Raw genomic sequence first — 18,307 nt, 5'->3', positions numbered from 1 at the left:
ATGCTACCCATGCCAAGACAGTCACTTCAGCCTCACATGCTCTCCCGCGCCGGCAAGAATTTTGCCCTTTCCGCACTCCTTGCCCTGCTCTTTTCGGCGCCTGTTTTCGCCGACAATGTCACGGATATCAGCGCGCTGATGCGGTCAGGCCAATTCGCTGAAGCACTGGCAAAAATCGATGCCTCGCTGGTACAGACTCCGCGCGACAAGCAATTGCGCTTCATGAAAGGTGTGATCCTCACCGAGCAAAACAAGCCGGCCGAAGCCATTGCGGTGTTCACCAAGCTGACTGAAGACTTTCCCGAACTGCCCGAACCGTACAACAATCTTGCCGTCCTGTTCGCCGCCAACGGTCAATACGACAAGGCACGCGCCTCGCTGGAAATGGCGATACGCACCAATCCGACCTACTCTACTGCCCATGAAAATCTCGGCGATGTGTATGCAAAACTGGCCAGCCAGGCCTACGACAAGGCGTTGCAACTGGACTCTGGTAACACCACTGCAAAAACCAAGCTGACGATGGTGAAAACGCTGGTTGGCAATCCTGGAAACACCCCGATCGCCAACAGCAAGGCACCGACGTCGATGGCTGCCGTGACACCAGCAGTCCCGGTCGCCAGCAAACCGGCACCGGTGGTAGTTGCAGCAGCGCCAAAGATGCCGGCGCCTGTGGTGGTAAAGCAGGAAGCTAAACCGGAAGCAAAGCCGGAGCCGAAACCTGAAGCTAAAATAGTGGTTGCCAAAGCCGAACCAAAGCCCAAGGCGGAATCCAAAGCGGACGTCAAGCCCGAGCCAAAAGCCACCGCCAAAGCTGCTGCCAGCAATGCCGAGCAGGACGAAATCGCCGGTGTGGTCAATGCATGGGCGAAAGCATGGGCGGCCAAGGATGTACCGGGCTACCTGAATTTTTACGCCAGTGATTTCCAGCCTGCCAACAATCAGCCACGCAAGGCCTGGACCGACGATCGCCGGGCGCGCATTGAAGGCAAAGGCAATATCAATATTAAAATAGAGTCCTTGAAAATATCCGTAGACGGCAATACGGCCACCGCCAAATTCCGCCAGCAATACGTGTCAAACCAGCTACGCTCGAACAGTCCAAAAACACTGGTCATGGAAAAGCAGTCCGGCAAATGGCACATCAAGCAGGAGCGAACAGGTAGCTGATGTCTGGTTTATTAAAGAAACTCCGCCTGGCAGAGCATGATGCCAGGCGCGCCTTGCTGATTGGACTGCTGTGCACGCTGCCGGTAGTGGCGGCTTCTGCCGCGCCAGCAATGGCACGCAAAGTTGAAACACCTGCACCGCGCACGGCTGCGGGCCCACTGGACCCGGATGCGACACTGATTGCCATCTACAAGGATCTGGGCGCGAACAACCTGCGCCATGCGCAGCTCAAGGCCGACGCGCTGGTAGCGGCCTACCCTAATTTCCTGCTCGCTCAACTGATACGTGGCGACTTGCTGATGATGCATACGCGGCCGGTCACCGGCCTCGGTTCGGCCTCCAATGGTGCATCCGAAAAGCTGATCGATCTGCGCGACGAAGCCATGGTGCGCCTGAAATCGCTGCGCGAACGGCCCGATCCTGATCTGGTGCCGCAAGCCTTGCTCAAGCTGCGCGATGACCAGCGCTACGCCCTGGTGGTCGACACCAAACGCTCGCGGTTGTATGTGTACCAGCATCAACGCGGCCAGTTGAAGCTGCTGACTGACTACTACATCACGCAGGGAAAGCTGGGAACCAACAAGGTCAAGGAAGGCGACCAGAAAACCCCGATCGGCGTCTATTACATCACCGGGCGACTGGCAAAAAACCGGCTGCCGGACTTCTATGGCGCCGGAGCATTACCCGTCAATTATCCGAACGAGTGGGACCGCGTCAACGGACGCAGTGGTTCCGGTATCTGGCTGCATGGCACGCCGTCGGCCAGCTACAGCCGGCCGCCACTGGCGTCGGATGGCTGCGTGGTGCTGACCAATCCGGATCTCGAAAAACTGCTGCGCTCGGTGGAACCTGGCAAGACGCCCGTCGTTATCAGCGAACGGATAGAATTCGTGTCGCGCAAGGCCTTGGTCACGGAACGGGATGCCGCAGACAAATTGCTGGATGAATGGCGTCAGGATTTCGAGAGCATGAACCAGACCCGCTTCCTCGCGAACTACTCGACCCATTTCAAGTCTGGCCTGGGCGAAGATCTGGCAGTCTGGACAGGCAAGCACGAGCTCGCCATGGCGGGCATCAAGAATATGGCGATCAAGCTGCAGGATGTCACGATGTTTGCCTATCCCGGGCGCAAGGACCTGATAGTCAGCACCTTCACGCAGGCCAGTTCGTTCGGCAAGCGGCACAGCTCGCAACGCAAGCGGCAGTACTGGAGCAAAGAAGGCAAGACATGGAAAATCGTCTACGAAGGCATTCTTTAAAGGAAAACACATGCACAGCACCCGACGTCAATTAAACCGGCTCATCGCCGGCCTGGTCATTGCAACCAGCAGCGCCTGTGTCTTTGCTGCTGACGCGCCACGCGTACTCCTCAAAACCAGCATGGGCGACATCGTGCTTGAGTTGGATGCCGAGAAGGCGCCCAAGTCGGTCGACAACTTTTTAAGCTATGTCAAAAGCGGCCATTACAAGGGCACGATCTTTCATCGCGTGATCGATGGTTTCATGATCCAGGGTGGCGGCTTTGACAAGAACATGCATCAGAAATCGACCAGCGCACCGATCAGGAATGAAGCGAGCAATGGTCTGAAAAACGCGGCCTACACGGTCGCGATGGCCCGCACCGGTGATCCGGATTCGGCAACGGCACAGTTCTTCATCAACGTCGGCAACAATGCGATGCTCGACTATCCCGGACGTGACGGCGCCGGTTATGCCGTCTTTGGCAAGGTCGTCTCGGGCCAGGACGTGGTCGACAAGATACGGCTGGTCGCCACCGGCAACGCAGGCATGTATCAGAACGTGCCGCAAACGCCGATCGTGATCGAGAATGCAACGCTGGCAAAATAAGTCACCGGCACGTTCTGCGTGCACGGCGTCACTGAACCATCCATTTCACTATCAACAGAGGTAACACAACCATGGCAGTCATCATCACCACCAATTTCGGCGACATCAAACTTGAACTCGATGCAGAAAAAGCACCGAAGACGGTTGAAAACTTTTTGTCCTACGTGAACGCCGGCCACTATTCGGGCACGATTTTCCATCGCGTCATCGATGGTTTCATGATCCAGGGCGGCGGTTTCGAGCCAGGCATGAAACAGAAATCGACCAATGCGCCAATCGAAAACGAAGCCAAGAACGGCCTGAAAAACGTCGAGTACAGTGTCGCCATGGCGCGCACTTCCGACCCGCATTCGGCCTCGGCCCAGTTCTTCATCAACATCAAGAACAACAGCTTCCTGGACTACCCAGGACAGGACGGTTGGGGCTATTGCGTATTCGGTAAAGTCGTTGAAGGCGCTGACGTCGTCAACAAGATCAAGGCTGTCAAGACATCGCGCGCCGGCATGTCGGCCGATGTGCCAGTTGAAGATGTGATGATCGAAAAAGTCACCGTCGTCTGATGCGGGACTGCATTTGATCCCCAGCATTGACGTCACGACATGACCCGCCCTGACACAGCGACAAAAGCGCAACCGGAACTGGTTGCGCTTTTTGTTTCGGATGTCCATTTGCAAGAGCAGGCGCCTGCCACCACCGCCGCATTCCTGCACTTCCTGACACAGCACGCATCGCATGCGCAGCAGCTCTACGTGCTGGGTGATCTGTTCGAGTACTGGGCCGGGGATGACGACAGCGACGCGCCGCTCAACCGGCAGGTTATCGAGGCGCTACGTGCGGTCAGTGATGGCGGCACGGCGCTGTTCTGGATGGCTGGAAATCGCGACTTTTTGGTGGCGGACGGGTTTTTCACTGCCACGGGCGCGACCCCGCTGGCAGACGGCATCGTCGTGGACATTGCCGGAAAAAAAATGGTGCTCGCCCATGGTGACGCGCAATGCACGGACGACACGGCGTACATCGCATTTCGCAACGAGGTCAGGCAGGCTTCCTGGCAACGTCAGTTCCTTGGCATGCCGCTGACGCAGCGCAAAGCCATCATCGCCGGCATGCGGTCCAAAAGCCGCGAAGCACAGAGCATGAAAAGCGAGGAGATCATGGATGTGCATCCCGACGCCATCGATGCCTTGTTCGCAGCGTCCGACACCGCACTCATGATTCACGGCCACACCCACCGTCCGGCGACACATGTGGTCAGCGGTGCCCGTGGAACCAATGTGCGGTACGTTCTGCCCGACTGGGATTGCGATGGCACTCCCAAACGCGGTGGCTGGCTAGCGGTCAATGCTGCGGGCGACATTCTGCGCTTCGATTTCAACGGGGATCTGGTTGCGCCAGATCAGCAAGACTCTGACAGGCCAGCTTAGGCCGGCAGCAGGCAGGACTTTGTCACATCAACCGTCGGCAATGCCGACGCACGCACCACTAATCGAATTGCTTCTTGAACTGCGCAAACTCGGCCGACAGATCGTCGACTGCGGTGCGCAATTGCGCGACTTCCGCCTCCAGATGTGCCACCCGATCCTGCCGGCCATCGACCCTGGCGCTGCCAGAAAACGCTGCCGCAATTTCCTGTTGTTCGATCGCCAGTTCACCCGATAGCAACTGCGCAAAACGGGATTCCTTCGCACCCGGCATGCGTGCGAGGCGCGCCACTAGCGGCGGATATTTATCGATCAGGAACTGCAGGCTGGTCTCGACCTGCTCGATCGATGAAAACGCATGCATGCGTTCGCTGCGGGCACGAATTTCGCCGACCGTCTGACTGCCGCGCAGCATCAGGATGGTCAGCACCGCCAGCTTGTCCTGCTCTAGCGTCCATTTGACACGCATACGGTGCTCGTATTTGGCTACGCGCGCGCCGGCCTGGCTCACCTCCGCAGCCAGCTTGCGTTGCATGAGCCGTTGCAGCGCGTCATGCACGCCCGCATCGGTCAGCGTCATCACGGGATCGCGGCTGGACAACTGATTGCAGCCATTGGTCAGGGCATTGAGTGACAGCGGATAGGCGTCGGGCGTGAGGGCTTCTTTTTCGGCCAGCACAGCCAGCACACGAATTTCGACCTGGTCGAGAATATGCTCGTCAGGATCACGTTCAGGCGCAGCTTCGGTGGTCATGATGGCGCTCCTATTCAACCATGCGATTGAGCGAAGCGGGATCAAACTTGTCCAGCCCGGCCATGGTTTCACAACCGATACCGGCGCATTTCAGCGCAGCCAGTATCTTGGCAATCTGATGCTCCTGAGTGGCGGCGTTGTCGATCAATCCGTGCAGCGCTTTCGAGAGCGGATCATCACCGTTGGGCGTAATGCCGTAGGCAGCAAACATCCGGGCGGCAGCTTCTTCTTGTGGATTGCGGTCTTGCTTGAGAATGATGCGGGCCGGATTGCCTACCGCAGTCGCACCCGATGGCACTTCCTTGACCACGACGGCGTTGGACCCGACCTTGGCACCAGCACCGACCGTGAAGCTGCCCAGCACCTGCGCACCGGCGCCGATGATCACGCCGGTACCCAGCGTCGGATGACGCTTGGTGCCTTTGTTGAGCGAGGTGCCGCCCAGCGTGACACCCTGATAAATGGTGCAATCGTCCCCGACATCGGCGGTTTCGCCAATCACGACACCGAAGCCATGATCAATGAAGACACGCCGGCCGATGGTCGCACCGGGATGGATTTCGATGCCGGTCACGATGCGCGCCAGATAGGCAATGAAGCGGCCAAACCATTTCAGGTGATGCCGCCAGCAGAAACTGGCAGCACGGTGCAACACGATCGCATGCAGGCCCGGATAGCAGGTCAGCACCTCCCAGCCATTGCGCGCCGCAGGATCACGGGCAATGATGCTGGTGATGTCTTCACGAAGTCGATTGAACATGGATAAAAGGCATGGTGGCGAGACCGGCAATGGTAACCCCTTCACCGCCGGCCCGCTGTTACTGGAAGTGTGCTGGCAGCGCCGCCGCGACAGCCGGGCGGCCTGCCCCGATCAACCCTTGACGATGCGCTGGCGACGCGCTTCGAACAGACAGACGCCGGAGGCGACCGAGACGTTCAGGCTCTCGACCGAACCGAACATCGGGATATGCACCAGGAAATCGCAAGTCTCGGTGGTCAGGCGACGCATGCCCTCGCCTTCCGAGCCCATGATCAGCGCCGTCGGCCCGGTGAAATCACCCTGATACAAATTTTGTTCCGCATCTTCGGTGGTGCCGATAAGCCAGATACCGCGATCCTTCAAGTCACGCAGCGTACGGGCGAGATTGGTCACGGTGATGTACGGCACGCTTTCGGCGGCACCACTGGCGACCTTGGCGGCAGTGGCGTTCAAGCCGACTGCACGATCCTTCGGCGCGATCACGGCGTGTGCGCCGGCGCCATCGGCAACACGCAGACAGGCACCGAGATTATGCGGATCGGTGATGCCATCGAGCACCAGCAGCAGCGGCGGGCCATCAATCGCATCTAGCAGTTCGTCCAGATTGCGTGCCAGCGATACTTCGCCGGCTTTGGCCACCACACCCTGATGGCGACGGGTACCCACCATGTTCGACAGGCGCTGATCGTCGGCCTGGATGACCCGCACCTTGACGGCCGCAGCGGCCTTCAGCAGGTCTTTCATGCGCTGGTCGTGGCGTGCCGTATCGACGTAAATTTCTTCGACAGTCGAGGCTTCGTGGCGCAGACGCGCTGTCACGGCATGGAAGCCGAAAATCATTTTGCTCATGGCTCTTATCGCTTCTTCTTGCCTGCTTTCGCAAACGCTTTTGGCGCATGCGATTTGTCTGCTGGTTTGGTGGTGGATTTGTTTCTGCGGGACGACTGCTCGCCTTCCGCCTCATTCTGTTCGGCATCAGCACGACGTGCTTCATTTTTCAGCACCGTCTTGATGCCCGGTTCGGTCACCAGGCGCAAGTCGATCTTGCGGGCATCGAGGTCCACCCGGCTCACCTGCACCGTCACGCGGTCGGTCAGCTGGTAACGCATGCCGGTGCGCTCGCCGCGCAATTCATGACGCGCTTCGTCGTACTGGAAATAGTCGGCACCCAGATCGGTGACATGCACCAGGCCTTCGATGAACAACGAATCAAGCTGGACAAAAATACCGAAGGTGGCGACACCCACGATGGTGCCGGTGAATTCCTCACCCAGCTTGTCGCGGATGAAATAACACTTCAGCCACGCTTCAACGTCACGCGATGCTTCATCGGCACGTCGCTCATTGGCCGAGCAATGCACACCGAGTGCGTCCCAGATCGTCAGGTCGCCTTCTTTCTTTTGCTTGCCTTCGGCCTTGTCCTTGACCTGCTGCTTGCGTGCGGCGTTCGAGACCGTGGTGTTGAGTACCGTGGTATCGATGCCTTTCGGCTCGTAGCGCTTGCCAAGCAGGATGGCCTTGATCGCGCGATGCGTCAGCAAGTCCGGATAGCGGCGGATCGGGCTGGTGAAGTGGGCATAGGCTTCGTACGACAAACCGAAGTGGCCGATGTTTTCCGGACTGTAGACCGCTTGCTGCATCGAGCGCAACAGCATGGTCTGCAACAGCGTTGCATCAGGCCGCAGCTTGACCTTCGGCATCAGCTCGGCGTAATCCGACGCGGAAGGCTTGTCGCCACCGCCCAGATGCAGGCCGACCTGTTTCAGGAAGGTGCGGACCTGGTTCAGTTTTTCTTTGGTCGGCGTGGCGTGCACGCGGTACAGGCTGGCCTGCTTGTGGCGTTCGAGAATATCGGCGGCACAGACGTTTGCAGCCAGCATGCACTCTTCGATCAGCTTGTGGGCGTCGTTGCGGGTGCGCGGCAGGATCTGCTCGATCTTGCCGTTGGGGTTGCAGACGATGTAGGTCTCGGTGGTTTCGAAGTCGATCGCACCGCGCAGATGACGGGCTTTCAGCAACGCATGGTAGACCTCGTACAGATTGAGCAGGTGCGGCACCAGCGCCGGGCGTTTGGCCGCATCGGTGCCCTTGGTATTGGCCAGAATCGTCGCGACTTCGTCGTAGGTCAGGCGCGCAGCCGAGTGGATCACGGCCGGATAGAACTGATAGGCCTTGATCTCGCCCTTGGCCGTAATCACGGCATCGCACACCAGCGTCAACCGGTCCACCCCGGGGTTCAGCGAACACAATCCGTTGGACAGCTTCTCGGGCAGCATCGGAATCACGCGACGCGGGAAGTACACCGAGGTGCTGCGCTCCAGCGCATCGACGTCCAGCGGCTCGTTTGGCTTGACGTAATGACTGACGTCGGCAATCGCGACGATCAGGCGGTATCCGTCGGCGCGACCGATCTTGATGGGCTCGCAATAGACTGCATCATCGAAGTCGCGGGCGTCCGCACCATCGATGGTGACGAGCGGCACGTCGCGCAGGTCGACGCGATCTGCCAGGTCGATGTCGCGCACCTCGCCGGGCAGTTTGGCCGCGGCTTTTTTGGCTGCCTCTGAAAATTCATGCGGCACGCCGAATTTGCGCACGGCAATTTCGATTTCCATACCGGGGTCATCGATCTCGCCCAGCACTTCGACGATGCGGCCGACAGGCTGCGTGAAGCGGGATGGCTGCTCGATCAATTCGACGCTGACGACCTGGCCCGACTTGGCCTTGCCCGGCGAGCCGGACAACATGATGTCCTGACCGATGCGTTTGTCTTCCGGTGCCACTACCCAGGCGCCGTTTTCATTCAGCAGGCGACCGATGACGTGGGTGTTGGCACGCGTGACGACTTCAACGATCGTGCCTTCCGGACGGCCGCGCCGGTCGGTGCCGATGATGCGGGCCTGAACGCGGTCGCCATGCAGTACTTTCTGCATTTCTTTTTCTGACAGAAAAAGATCGTCGCCACCGTCGTCAGGCACCAGGAAGCCGAAACCATCGCGATGGCTGCTGACTTTGCCGGAAATGAAGCTGGTGCTGTTGGAGAGTTGATAGATGCCGGCATTGTCCGGCTTGATTTGTCCGTCCCGCTCCATGGCGTTCAGGCGACGCATCAGGACGTCGAATTCGTCTTCCGTGACGTTCAGCGCAGTGGCGATCGCCTGTGCGCTCTGCGGCTCGGAAGCGGTACGCAGTATGCCGAGAATTTCCTCGCGGCTGGGAATGGTGTATTGGCTCAAATGTAGGTCAGTTAGTTGTTATTGGTAGTTCGACAGGTGTGGACCACACTCTGGCAGGGAGTTCGTTTTCAGCGCGACCCGCGGTGTTTGTCCAAGTCGGGTCCGGTCAAAGCCGGCGCAGAAAAATCGAACTGCGCTAGCGCATAGTGTAACGGACAGCGGGATATTAACCTATCGGTCCGGTTATTTGCTGACAACCTCGAATCGGGGTTTGACAGCAATTTTATTTCCGATATACTCTCGGTCTTTCGGAAGGCCCACGTGGCGGAATTGGTAGACGCGCATGGTTCAGGTCCATGTGTCTTCGGATGTGGGGGTTCGAGTCCCTCCGTGGGCACCAAGCCTTTCTAGAAAACCCGCTGATTAGTCAGCGGGTTTTTTTTCGCCTGCGTTTTGTGAGGCTGCGATGTGAGTAGACGCGCACGACTAGCGAGGAACAACCAGACAGTCTGGTACCGTGGTGACGGGCGCTGCCCGATCTGACAGATGCATCAACATGGTTCTGCACACATAAAAAAAGCCACCGGATTCTGTTGAATCCGGTGGCTTTTTTTTATGCTCCGCCCCCCTGTACTGGAAGGCTCCGGCACAAGGGTTTATCGACGCTTACTTGACCTCGTCCTTGTGCTCGCCCTTTTTCAACCAGGCATGCAACTGGTGAGCGCGCAGGCCATCATATTCTTCGAATGGCTGATGGATCCACGGATTCGACTCCAGATAATCCAGATAGAAATCCGGCCGGATCGATGAACACGCCTTGCACCAGATTACCGCCGATTTCACTTCAGTGACGGCCGGGAAGTTGGTCTTCAGGTGATGCTGGACTTTTTCCAGTGTCACGCCGGAATCCACCAGGTCATCCAGCAGCAAGACCTTGCCACCGAGTGTGCCACGGGTCATCGTGATGAACTTGCCGATATCGAGTTCACCGCGCTTGGTGCCGGTTTCTTCACGGTAGGAACTGGTCGAGAGGATCGCCAGTGGCACGTCGAATATCCGCGAGAAAATATCGCCAGGGCGCAGGCCGCCACGGGCCAGGCATAGCACCTGATCAAATTTCCAGCCAGACTCGTGCACCATCAGCGCCAGACGCTCGATCGCGCGGTTGTAGTCGTCCCAGGAAACCCACAGGTCCTTGTCGCTCGAAGCAGGTAATGACATGACTGCCTCGTTTATTTGAATGGATGACGCAGGACGATCGTTTCTTCACGATCCGGACCGGTCGACACCATGTCGATCGGCACACCGACCAGTTCTTCGATGCGCTTGATGTAAGCACGCGCCGCTGCCGGCAAGGCCTCCATTGATTTTGCACCGACGGTGCTGTCGGTCCAGCCTGGCATTTCTTCGTAGATCGGTACGCAACGACCAGCATCTTCGGCGCCAACCGGGAAGATATCGACCTGCTTGCCATCGATTTCATAACCGGTACACAGCTTCAGTGACGTCAGGCCATCGAGCACATCGAGCTTGGTCAGGCACATGCCGGAGACACCATTGATCTGCACCGAACGACGCAGCAAGGCGGCATCGAACCAGCCACAGCGACGCGGGCGTCCGGTGACGGTACCAAACTCATGGCCGATACTCGACAAGTGCTTGCCCACACCCTCATCAGTCGGCAATTCGGACGGGAATGGGCCACTGCCGACACGCGTGGTGTAGGCCTTGGTGATCCCAAGGATGTAATGCAGCATGTTCGGGCCCACGCCACTGCCGGCCGCGGCATTGCCAGCGACGCAGTTGCTGGAGGTGACAAACGGATAGGTGCCATGATCGACATCGAGCAAGCTGCCCTGCGCACCTTCGAACAACAGATTGGCGCCAGCCTTGTAGGCCGCATACAGCGCGCTCGATACATCGCTTGCCATCGGTGCCAGACGCGGTACATCGGCCAGCGCGTCGTCGAAGGTTTTCTGGAACTCGACGGCCGGCGCCTTCAGGTACTCGGTCAGCACGAAGTTGTGATAATCCAGATTTTCCTTGAGCTTTTCGGCGAAGCGCTTTTCGTTCAGCAGATCGGCCACGCGAATCGCGCGGCGTGCAACCTTGTCCTCATAGGCCGGGCCGATGCCCTTGCCGGTGGTACCGATCTTTGCCGCGCCACGGGCTGCTTCGCGTGCGCCGTCCAGTGCAGTGTGGTACGGCAGGATGATCGGGCAGGCTTCCGAAACTTTGAGCCGGGATTCGACTTCGACACCGACGGCCTGCAATTTGTCGATTTCGCGCAGCAGGTCCGGCACCGAGAGCACCACGCCATTGCCGATGTAGCACGCTACACCCGCCCGCATGATGCCCGACGGGATCAGTTGCAATGCCGTCTTCTTGCCGCCGATGACCAGTGTGTGACCGGCATTGTGCCCGCCCTGAAAACGCACCACGCCTTGGGCGTGATCTGTCAGCCAGTCAACGATCTTGCCCTTGCCCTCATCGCCCCACTGGGTCCCAATCACCACCACATTTTTTGCCATCTTAGTCTGAGTCATCACTTAACCTAAATTTTCAAGTATCCAATTGCCATTATCGAGAACCAGTGCGCGATCGCAGTTGAACTCTTCCTGATCGTTTTCGTGCCCGGGTAAATTCTGGATCACGACCTCGCCTGATTGCCGCAGCGCGACGATGCGTTCACGCAAGGCGACCTCGGTACCCCACGGCGCCCGAATCGCGCTGCTGCGCTCGGCCGCTGGCAACAAGCGCGCCAGCTCACGCAAGTCCATCGAGAATCCTGTGGCCGGTCGGGCCCGACCAAATGCTTCGCCAACATGATCGTAACGCCCACCACGCGCGACCGCGTTCGGCAGGCCCGGAACGTACGCCGCAAACATCGCGCCGCTTTCATAATGGTAGCCGCGCAGGTCGGCCAGATCGATCGTGATTTGTGCAGTGCCTGCCAGTTTTGACAGCGCCTGCAAGTCGTCCAGTGCAGCGACGATGCCGGGTAAAGGCGGCAGCACCTTCCGTGCACGCTCGATGGTCGACACATCGCCATACAGGTCCGGTAGCGCCAGGATCGCATTGCGCGCTACGGCGCCGAAGGATGCAGTCAGGTCGCGCAGGCCGGGCGCGTCCTTGGATTTAAGCAACGCAAACACGGCCCCTTCATTGGCACGCGCGTTTGCGTCAACAGCCATGATCGCGCGCACGATACCGACGTGACACAGATCCAGACGGACGGTACGAATGCCCGCCAGCGCCAGAGAAGCCAGCGCCAGCTCCTGGATTTCGGCATCCGCTTCCAGGCCTGCGAAACCATAGATTTCGGCACCAATCTGCAGTGGCTCGCGCGTCGCGTGCAGGCCGGACGGACGGGTATGCATGACGCTGCCGGCATAGCACAGCCGGGTCACTGAAACACGATTGAGCAAATGGGCATCGATGCGCGCGACCTGGGTGGTCATGTCGGAGCGCACACCCATGGTCCGGCCGGACAACTGATCAACCAACTTAAAGGTACGCAGATCGGTATCGGCACCGGCGCCAGTGAGCAGCGATTCAAGATATTCGAGCATCGGCGGCATGACCAGTTCGTAGCCGTAACGCCGGAAATTATCCAGTAACAGACGCCGCAGTTCTTCTATCTTGCGCGCCTCGGAAGGCAGCACATCGGCAATGTTTTCGGGGAGAAGCCAGTTGGGCATGGTGGGAACAGGTAGGATTCAAAAAGGTCACATGCGGAGTGCGCACGTAACTTGTCGCCGCACTGGTTTTACTGTCAAGTCGACCATCATCTTCGGGACGCGGATCAACGTGCAGCAACAACAAGAGCAGCGACAGTGTCAAGACAGCGATGATCGACTCCAGCATCGACTGAAGTCAACCTCGCTTGCGATTTTATTTCTTAGGTGAAGCAGCGGTGCCGGCGCCAACTCCGGCGGCAGCAACTCCGGGATTTTTAAAGTACTTGAAAAACTCGGAGTTAGGATCAATCACGATCAGATCGCTGTGACTCTTGAAGCTGGCACGGTAGGCTTCCAGACTGCGATAGAACTTGTAGAACTCCGGGCTTTGGCTAAAAGCCTGTGCATAAATCTGCGACGCCTTGGCATCACCTTCACCACGCAGCATTTCTGCATCGCGATACGCATCTGCCAGGATGACCGTACGCTGACGATCGGCATCGGCACGGATTTTTTCCGACTCGGCCGAACCGGTTGAACGCAATTCGTTGGCAACACGTGCGCGCTCCGCTTTCATGCGGTCATACACCGATGCATTGATCTGGTCGACATAGTCCACCCGCTTCAAACGGACATCGACGATCTCCACGCCGATCTCCTTGGCTTCGTCTTCGACCTTCTTGCGGATGGCATCCATCACCTTGCCGCGCTCGCCGGAAATCACTTCACGCACAGTGCGCTTGGTAATCTCGTCGTTGAGTGCCGCCTTGACGATTTGCGACATGCGGTCGAGGGCGCGACGCTCATCGCCACCAAAGCTGACGAAATACAGCGTCGGTGCAACGATGCGCCATTTGACAAAGGCATCCACCAGGATGTTCTTCTTTTCAGCCGTAATGAAACGCTCGGCGTCCGGTGTATCCAGCGTCAGAATGCGCTTGTCAAGAAACAGCACATTTTGAAATGGCTGCGGCAACTTGAAGTGCAGGCCCGGCTCGCTGATCACCTGCTTGACTTCACCGAGGGCAAACACGATGGCGTATTGACGCTGGTTCACGACAAATACGGACGACGTGAACAAGTACAGGGCAATCAGCGCAAGTACTGCAAAAGAGACGAGGCGGTTCATTAGCGCGTCTCCCGATCGCGGCCATCACGGCTGCGTATGTCCCGCTGTCGCTGGGCTTCGAGCATGTCGACTGCCGATACTGCCGGCGCTGTAGCCGGCTGCGCGCTTTGGGCTGGTTTTACCACGGTGTCTGTCCCTGCAGATTGCGCTATCAATTTATCGAGCGGCAGATACAGCAGGTTGTTGCCTGCCTTTGCATCAACCATGACCTTGGTGGTGCTGGTGAAAATTTGCTGCATGGTTTCGAGGTAAATACGGTCGCGTGTCACGGCCGGGGCTTTTTGATACTCGACCAGCACTTGCTTGAAACGCGACGCGTCACCCTGGGCGGTCGAGGTCACGCGTGATTTGTAACCCTCGGCTTCCTGCAGCAGTCGTGAAGCCGCACCGCGTGCTTTCGGGATCACATCGTTGGCGTAAGCCTGCCCTTCATTTTTCTGGCGCTCGCGGTCCTGGCCGGCCTTGACGGCGTCATCAAACGCGGTCTGGACCTGCTCCGGCGGTTGCACGCCTTGCATCGTCACGTTGGCAATCTGAACGCCCGACTTGTAGCGGTCGAGGATCTGCTGCATCAACTGGCTTACATCCAGCGCGACTTTTTCGCGTCCTTCGTACAGCACAAAATCCATCTTGCTGCGACCGACGATTTCACGGATCGCGCTTTCGGCCACCTGCTTGATGACTTCTTCCTGATCACGATTATTGAACAGCCACTCTGCAGCGTCTTTCAATTTGTACTGCACCGCGAACTGGATATCGATGATGTTTTCGTCGTCGGTCAGCATCAGCGATTCCTGCGGCTGCTTGTTTTTCGCGCTGCCGCGGTAACCAACCTCGACCGTACGTACCGACGATACATTCACGATTTCGTGTGACTGGATCGGCGACGGCCAGCGCCAGTTGAAACCGGCGGGAGTCATGTGGCTGTATTTGCCAAAGGTCAGCACCACGGCGGTCTGACCTTCCTGCACGATAAAGAAGCCACTGATCAACCACAAAAATGCAGCGATGGCCGCGACAACGGCTGCACCAACACCGGCGCTGCGCATGTCCGGCGTGAATCCGCCACCCGAATCGGAACCGCCGCCACCGCCGCCACCCTCTTTTTTGCCACTCAGCAGGCGAGTGAGGCGGGTATTGAAATCACGCCAGAGCTGTTCGAGGTCAGGCGGGCCGTCCGAGGAAGGCCGCTTGCCGTCCTGGTTGCCATTCTGATTTTGTTTGTCGCCCTGCGGACCACGGCCCCATCGGGGGTCGTTCAGCGAAAACTTCAAGCCAAATTTTTTGAGAAGAGAAACGAGCATTCTGTCGCGATCCGGCTGAAATGATGGTTTATAGGAGTGCTGGTACTGATAACGACAACCAGCGTTTGCCCGCACTTGACTTTATACGTCAAGAACGCTCATCTGGTTATCTGGTATGTCGGGGTCATCAGCCTTTTTCGGCTTTGCATGTTCAGCAATCGCAGATCTGAGCAGATCCACGCCTGAACCGGTCTGAGCGCTGACAAAGACCCGTCGGATTTTATCATATTCGTCCCGCTCGACCGCCGGCTCCAGGCCTGCTGCATCGATCTTGTTCCACACAAGAATCTGGGGAATCTGATCAGCGCCGATCTCTTTCAGAACGCTGTTGACCTGCTCGATCTGCTCCATCCTGTTCGGGCTGGCTGCGTCAACCACATGCAACAACAAGTCTGCATGAATGGTTTCTTCCAGCGTTGCACGGAACGCCGCCACCAGTTGATGCGGCAATTCGCGAATGAAACCGACCGTATCGGACAGCACGACGTTGCCCGCTTCGCCCAGATAGACGCGGCGTGAGGTGGTGTCCAGCGTGGCAAACAATTGATCCGCAGCATAGACCCGGGCCTTGCACATGGTGTTGAACAGCGTCGACTTGCCCGCGTTCGTGTACCCCACCAGTGATACTGAGAAAACTTGTCCCTTGCCACGCGCACGGCGCTGTGTCGCATGCTGTTGCTGCAGTTTGTCGAGCTTGGCACGCAAGGCTTTAACGCGCTCGCCGAGTAATCGGCGGTCGGTCTCCAGTTGCGTTTCGCCGGGACCGCGCAAACCGATACCGCCTTTTTGCCGCTCCAGATGGGTCCAGCCGCGGATCAGCCGGGTCGCCAGATGCTGCAATTGCGCCAGCTCGACTTGCACTTTACCCACGTGGCTTTGGGCTCGCTGAGCAAAGATGTCGAGGATCAGACTGGTGCGATCGAGTACCCGCACCTTCATGTGACGCTCCAGATTACGCTGCTGCGCAGGAGACAAAGCATGATTGAAGATGACCAGCTCAAGCTCATCGTCGGCTACAGCATCGGCGATTTCAGTCGCCTTGCCCGACCCGACAAATAATGCCGCATCCGGGCTGCTGCGCTTGCAGGTGATGGTGGTCACAGGGACCGCTCCGGCAGACTTGGCCAGCAGCGACAATTCATCGAGACTGGCAGCGAAGTCGCCCTTGCCAAAGTCCACGCCCACCAAAGCGGCGCGCATCCTAGAAGTGATCCTTGAGCAAGAGGGTCACCATCGGCTTATTCAGCCTCGGCGTCGAGATTCAGGGTGACTGCGCGTGCTGGCACGACCGTGGAGATCGCATGCTTGTACACCATTTGCGTCACCGTGTTACGCAGCAGCACAACGTACTGGTCGAATGATTCGATGTGGCCTTGCAGCTTGATGCCGTTGACGAGATAAATGGAAACGGGAACGTGCTCTTTGCGCAATGCGTTTAAAAATGGGTCTTGTAACATTTGCCCTTTGTTGCTCATGAAAGCTCCGATGCGTTGTTGTGTTGTTGTAGGAGGAGTTGGAGGCAGGTCGGTGGCTTTTCAACCCCCAACCTGTCCTGCATTTGAAAATGTAATCGATTTTGGTGACTGCTGCCACGCGGCAGTCCAACAAGTGCCACTGATGTGATCGCTCTGGTCACACACTGCTGCCGGCCCCGCCGCTCGACCGGACTTGACAAGACCGGCTTGCCGCCACCCGACAGCGCATGCCTGGCGCTGAAGTTACTTCTCGTGCCGTGAAAACGGATTTTTTCCGGACCGGAACTCGATGCGCAATGGCGTACCGACCAGAGCAAAGGTTTCACGAAAATGCTTTTCAAGGAAGCGTTTGTAATTGTCGTCAATGGCATCCAGCGAATTACCGTGAATGACCACGATCGGTGGGTTCATGCCGCCCTGATGCGCATAGCGCAATTTCGGACGGATGGAGCCCTTGCGACGTGGCTGCTGGTGCTCGACCGCTTCGATCAATGCGCGTGTCAGCTTCGGCGTGGACAGGTCGCTCATCGCCGCTGCGTACGCCGAATTAATCGACTTCATCAGTTGATCGACACCGGTCGCCTTCAGCGCCGAGATGTAATGGAATTTGGCGAACGACAAAAAGTCGAGCTTGCGATCCAGGTCGATCTTGATCTCGTCACGCCGACTGCTGGTCAGTCCGTCCCACTTGTTGACACCGACCACCAGCGCCCTGCCCGACTCCAGAATGAAGCCGGCGATGTGGGCATCCTGCTCCGAGATATCCTGTTGCGCGTCCAGCAGCAACAGGACAACGTTGGCTTCCGAAATCGACTGCAGGGTTTTGACGACCGAAAATTTCTCGATGGCTTCGAAGACCTTGCCGCGCCGGCGAATACCGGCCGTGTCGATCAGCGTGTATTGCTGGCCAGCGCGTTCGAACGGGATTTCGATCGAGTCACGGGTGGTGCCCGGCAAGTCAAACGCAATCACGCGCTCTTCGCCCAGCAGCGTGTTGACCAGCGTCGACTTGCCGACATTGGGTCGACCGACGATAGCGATTTTGATGGTCTTGCCAAGGTCGACGAACGGCTCTTCCTCCACCGGCTTTTGTGCCAGAGCGAGGTTCAGTGCTTCGTCCACCAGGTCCATGACGCCGTCGCCATGTGCTGCCGAGATGACGTAAGGATCGCCCAGGCCCAGCTCATAGAAATCGGCCGTGACCGCGCTGTAACGCATGCCTTCGGCCTTGTTCACGACCAGCATGACCGCGCGTCCGGACTTGCGCAGAAAGTCGGTGATGGTCTTGTCGTGCGGCGTCATGCCTTGCCGGCCATCGACAATGAAGATCACCATATCGGCTTCCGCGACCGCTTGTCTGGTCTGCTTTGCCATCTCGTGCATGATGCCTTCCTTGGCGACCGGCTCGAAGCCACCGGTATCGATCACAAGGAACGGACGTTCGCCCATGCGTCCCTCGCCGTAATGGCGATCACGGGTCAGGCCAGGCATGTCGGCGACGATTGCATCCCGTGAACGGGTCAATCGGTTGAATAAGGTGGATTTGCCGACGTTCGGTCGGCCCACTAGTGCAATTACCGGCTTCATTAA

At 58.1% G+C, this 18,307-nt stretch carries 17 protein-coding genes and 1 tRNA gene; 6 read left to right on the top strand and 12 right to left on the bottom strand.

Annotated features, from left to right (window positions below; genetic code table 11):
- Nucleotides 1–36: 36 nt before the first annotated feature.
- From ABD720_RS18975 to ABD720_RS18955, 5 genes are all read left to right on the top strand, one after another.
- The gene (locus ABD720_RS18975; protein WP_344765772.1) at nt 37–1,170 is read left to right on the top strand and encodes a L,D-transpeptidase Cds6 family protein; all 1,134 of its coding nucleotides are present in this window, start codon (nt 37–39) and stop codon (nt 1,168–1,170) included.
- Nucleotides 1,170–2,429, top strand: a complete 1,260-nt coding sequence (locus ABD720_RS18970) for a L,D-transpeptidase family protein (protein WP_344765770.1) — start codon at nt 1,170–1,172, stop codon at nt 2,427–2,429. Before ABD720_RS18975 ends, ABD720_RS18970 begins: the two co-directional genes overlap by 1 nt.
- A gap of 10 nt (nt 2,430–2,439) precedes the next feature.
- On the top strand, nt 2,440–3,018 hold the full coding sequence (locus tag ABD720_RS18965) for a peptidylprolyl isomerase (protein ID WP_344765768.1): 579 nt from the start codon (nt 2,440–2,442) through the stop codon (nt 3,016–3,018).
- Nucleotides 3,019–3,089: 71 nt separating this feature from the next.
- Complete coding sequence (locus ABD720_RS18960; protein WP_344765767.1) at nt 3,090–3,578, top strand: peptidylprolyl isomerase; 489 nt, start codon at nt 3,090–3,092, stop codon at nt 3,576–3,578.
- A 39-nt stretch (nt 3,579–3,617) separates the two neighbouring features.
- A complete protein-coding gene (locus ABD720_RS18955; protein WP_344765765.1) occupies nt 3,618–4,442 on the top strand; it encodes a UDP-2,3-diacylglucosamine diphosphatase in 825 nt (274 codons plus the stop codon).
- A gap of 58 nt (nt 4,443–4,500) precedes the next feature.
- Here the strand turns inward: ABD720_RS18955 and ABD720_RS18950 are convergent, their stop codons facing one another.
- From ABD720_RS18950 to rnr, 4 genes are all read right to left on the bottom strand, one after another.
- The gene (locus ABD720_RS18950; RefSeq protein WP_344765763.1) at nt 4,501–5,193 is read right to left on the bottom strand and encodes a YceH family protein; all 693 of its coding nucleotides are present in this window, start codon (nt 5,191–5,193) and stop codon (nt 4,501–4,503) included.
- 10 nt (nt 5,194–5,203) lie between these two features.
- A complete protein-coding gene (gene cysE, locus ABD720_RS18945) occupies nt 5,204–5,953 on the bottom strand; it encodes a serine O-acetyltransferase (RefSeq protein ID WP_344765761.1) in 750 nt (249 codons plus the stop codon).
- 111 nt (nt 5,954–6,064) lie between these two features.
- The gene (gene rlmB, locus ABD720_RS18940; RefSeq protein ID WP_344765852.1) at nt 6,065–6,793 is read right to left on the bottom strand and encodes a 23S rRNA (guanosine(2251)-2'-O)-methyltransferase RlmB; all 729 of its coding nucleotides are present in this window, start codon (nt 6,791–6,793) and stop codon (nt 6,065–6,067) included.
- Between the two features lie 14 nt (nt 6,794–6,807).
- Nucleotides 6,808–9,189 carry a ribonuclease R gene (gene rnr / locus ABD720_RS18935; protein ID WP_344765760.1) on the bottom strand — a complete coding sequence of 794 codons (2,382 nt, stop codon included), beginning with the start codon at nt 9,187–9,189 and terminating at the stop codon, nt 6,808–6,810.
- A gap of 255 nt (nt 9,190–9,444) precedes the next feature.
- Between rnr and ABD720_RS18930 the strand changes: the two genes are divergently transcribed.
- Nucleotides 9,445–9,529: transfer RNA gene (locus ABD720_RS18930), tRNA-Leu, on the top strand.
- Between the two features lie 266 nt (nt 9,530–9,795).
- Here the strand turns inward: ABD720_RS18930 and ABD720_RS18925 are convergent.
- The 8 genes from ABD720_RS18925 to der form a co-directional block, all read right to left on the bottom strand.
- A complete protein-coding gene (locus ABD720_RS18925) occupies nt 9,796–10,350 on the bottom strand; it encodes a phosphoribosyltransferase (protein WP_344765758.1) in 555 nt (184 codons plus the stop codon).
- Nucleotides 10,351–10,361: 11 nt separating this feature from the next.
- Nucleotides 10,362–11,675, bottom strand: coding sequence for an adenylosuccinate synthase (locus tag ABD720_RS18920; RefSeq protein WP_344765756.1), 1,314 nt, complete (start codon nt 11,673–11,675; stop codon nt 10,362–10,364).
- 3 nt (nt 11,676–11,678) lie between these two features.
- Nucleotides 11,679–12,830, bottom strand: a complete 1,152-nt coding sequence (locus tag ABD720_RS18915; protein WP_344765754.1) for an ATP phosphoribosyltransferase regulatory subunit — start codon at nt 12,828–12,830, stop codon at nt 11,679–11,681.
- 193 nt (nt 12,831–13,023) lie between these two features.
- Nucleotides 13,024–13,938, bottom strand: a complete 915-nt coding sequence (hflC, locus tag ABD720_RS18910; RefSeq protein ID WP_344765752.1) for a protease modulator HflC — start codon at nt 13,936–13,938, stop codon at nt 13,024–13,026.
- Complete coding sequence (gene hflK, locus ABD720_RS18905; RefSeq protein ID WP_344765749.1) at nt 13,938–15,242, bottom strand: FtsH protease activity modulator HflK; 1,305 nt, start codon at nt 15,240–15,242, stop codon at nt 13,938–13,940. The genes hflC and hflK overlap by 1 nt, the downstream gene beginning before the upstream one ends.
- Before the next feature lie 81 nt (nt 15,243–15,323).
- Nucleotides 15,324–16,442, bottom strand: a complete 1,119-nt coding sequence (gene hflX / locus ABD720_RS18900) for a GTPase HflX (protein WP_344765747.1) — start codon at nt 16,440–16,442, stop codon at nt 15,324–15,326.
- 38 nt (nt 16,443–16,480) lie between these two features.
- A complete protein-coding gene (gene hfq, locus ABD720_RS18895) occupies nt 16,481–16,717 on the bottom strand; it encodes an RNA chaperone Hfq (protein WP_344765745.1) in 237 nt (78 codons plus the stop codon).
- A 243-nt stretch (nt 16,718–16,960) separates the two neighbouring features.
- Entirely contained in the window at nt 16,961–18,304 is a 1,344-nt protein-coding gene (gene der / locus ABD720_RS18890; protein WP_344765743.1) for a ribosome biogenesis GTPase Der, read from the bottom strand.
- Nucleotides 18,305–18,307: the final 3 nt, after the last annotated feature.

Source organism: Actimicrobium antarcticum (genome assembly GCF_039536745.1).
GTDB classification, from domain to species: domain Bacteria; phylum Pseudomonadota; class Gammaproteobacteria; order Burkholderiales; family Burkholderiaceae_D; genus Actimicrobium; species Actimicrobium antarcticum.
Note: the sequence above shows the minus strand (reverse complement) of the source record. Positions and strands in the feature narration are given on the sequence as shown.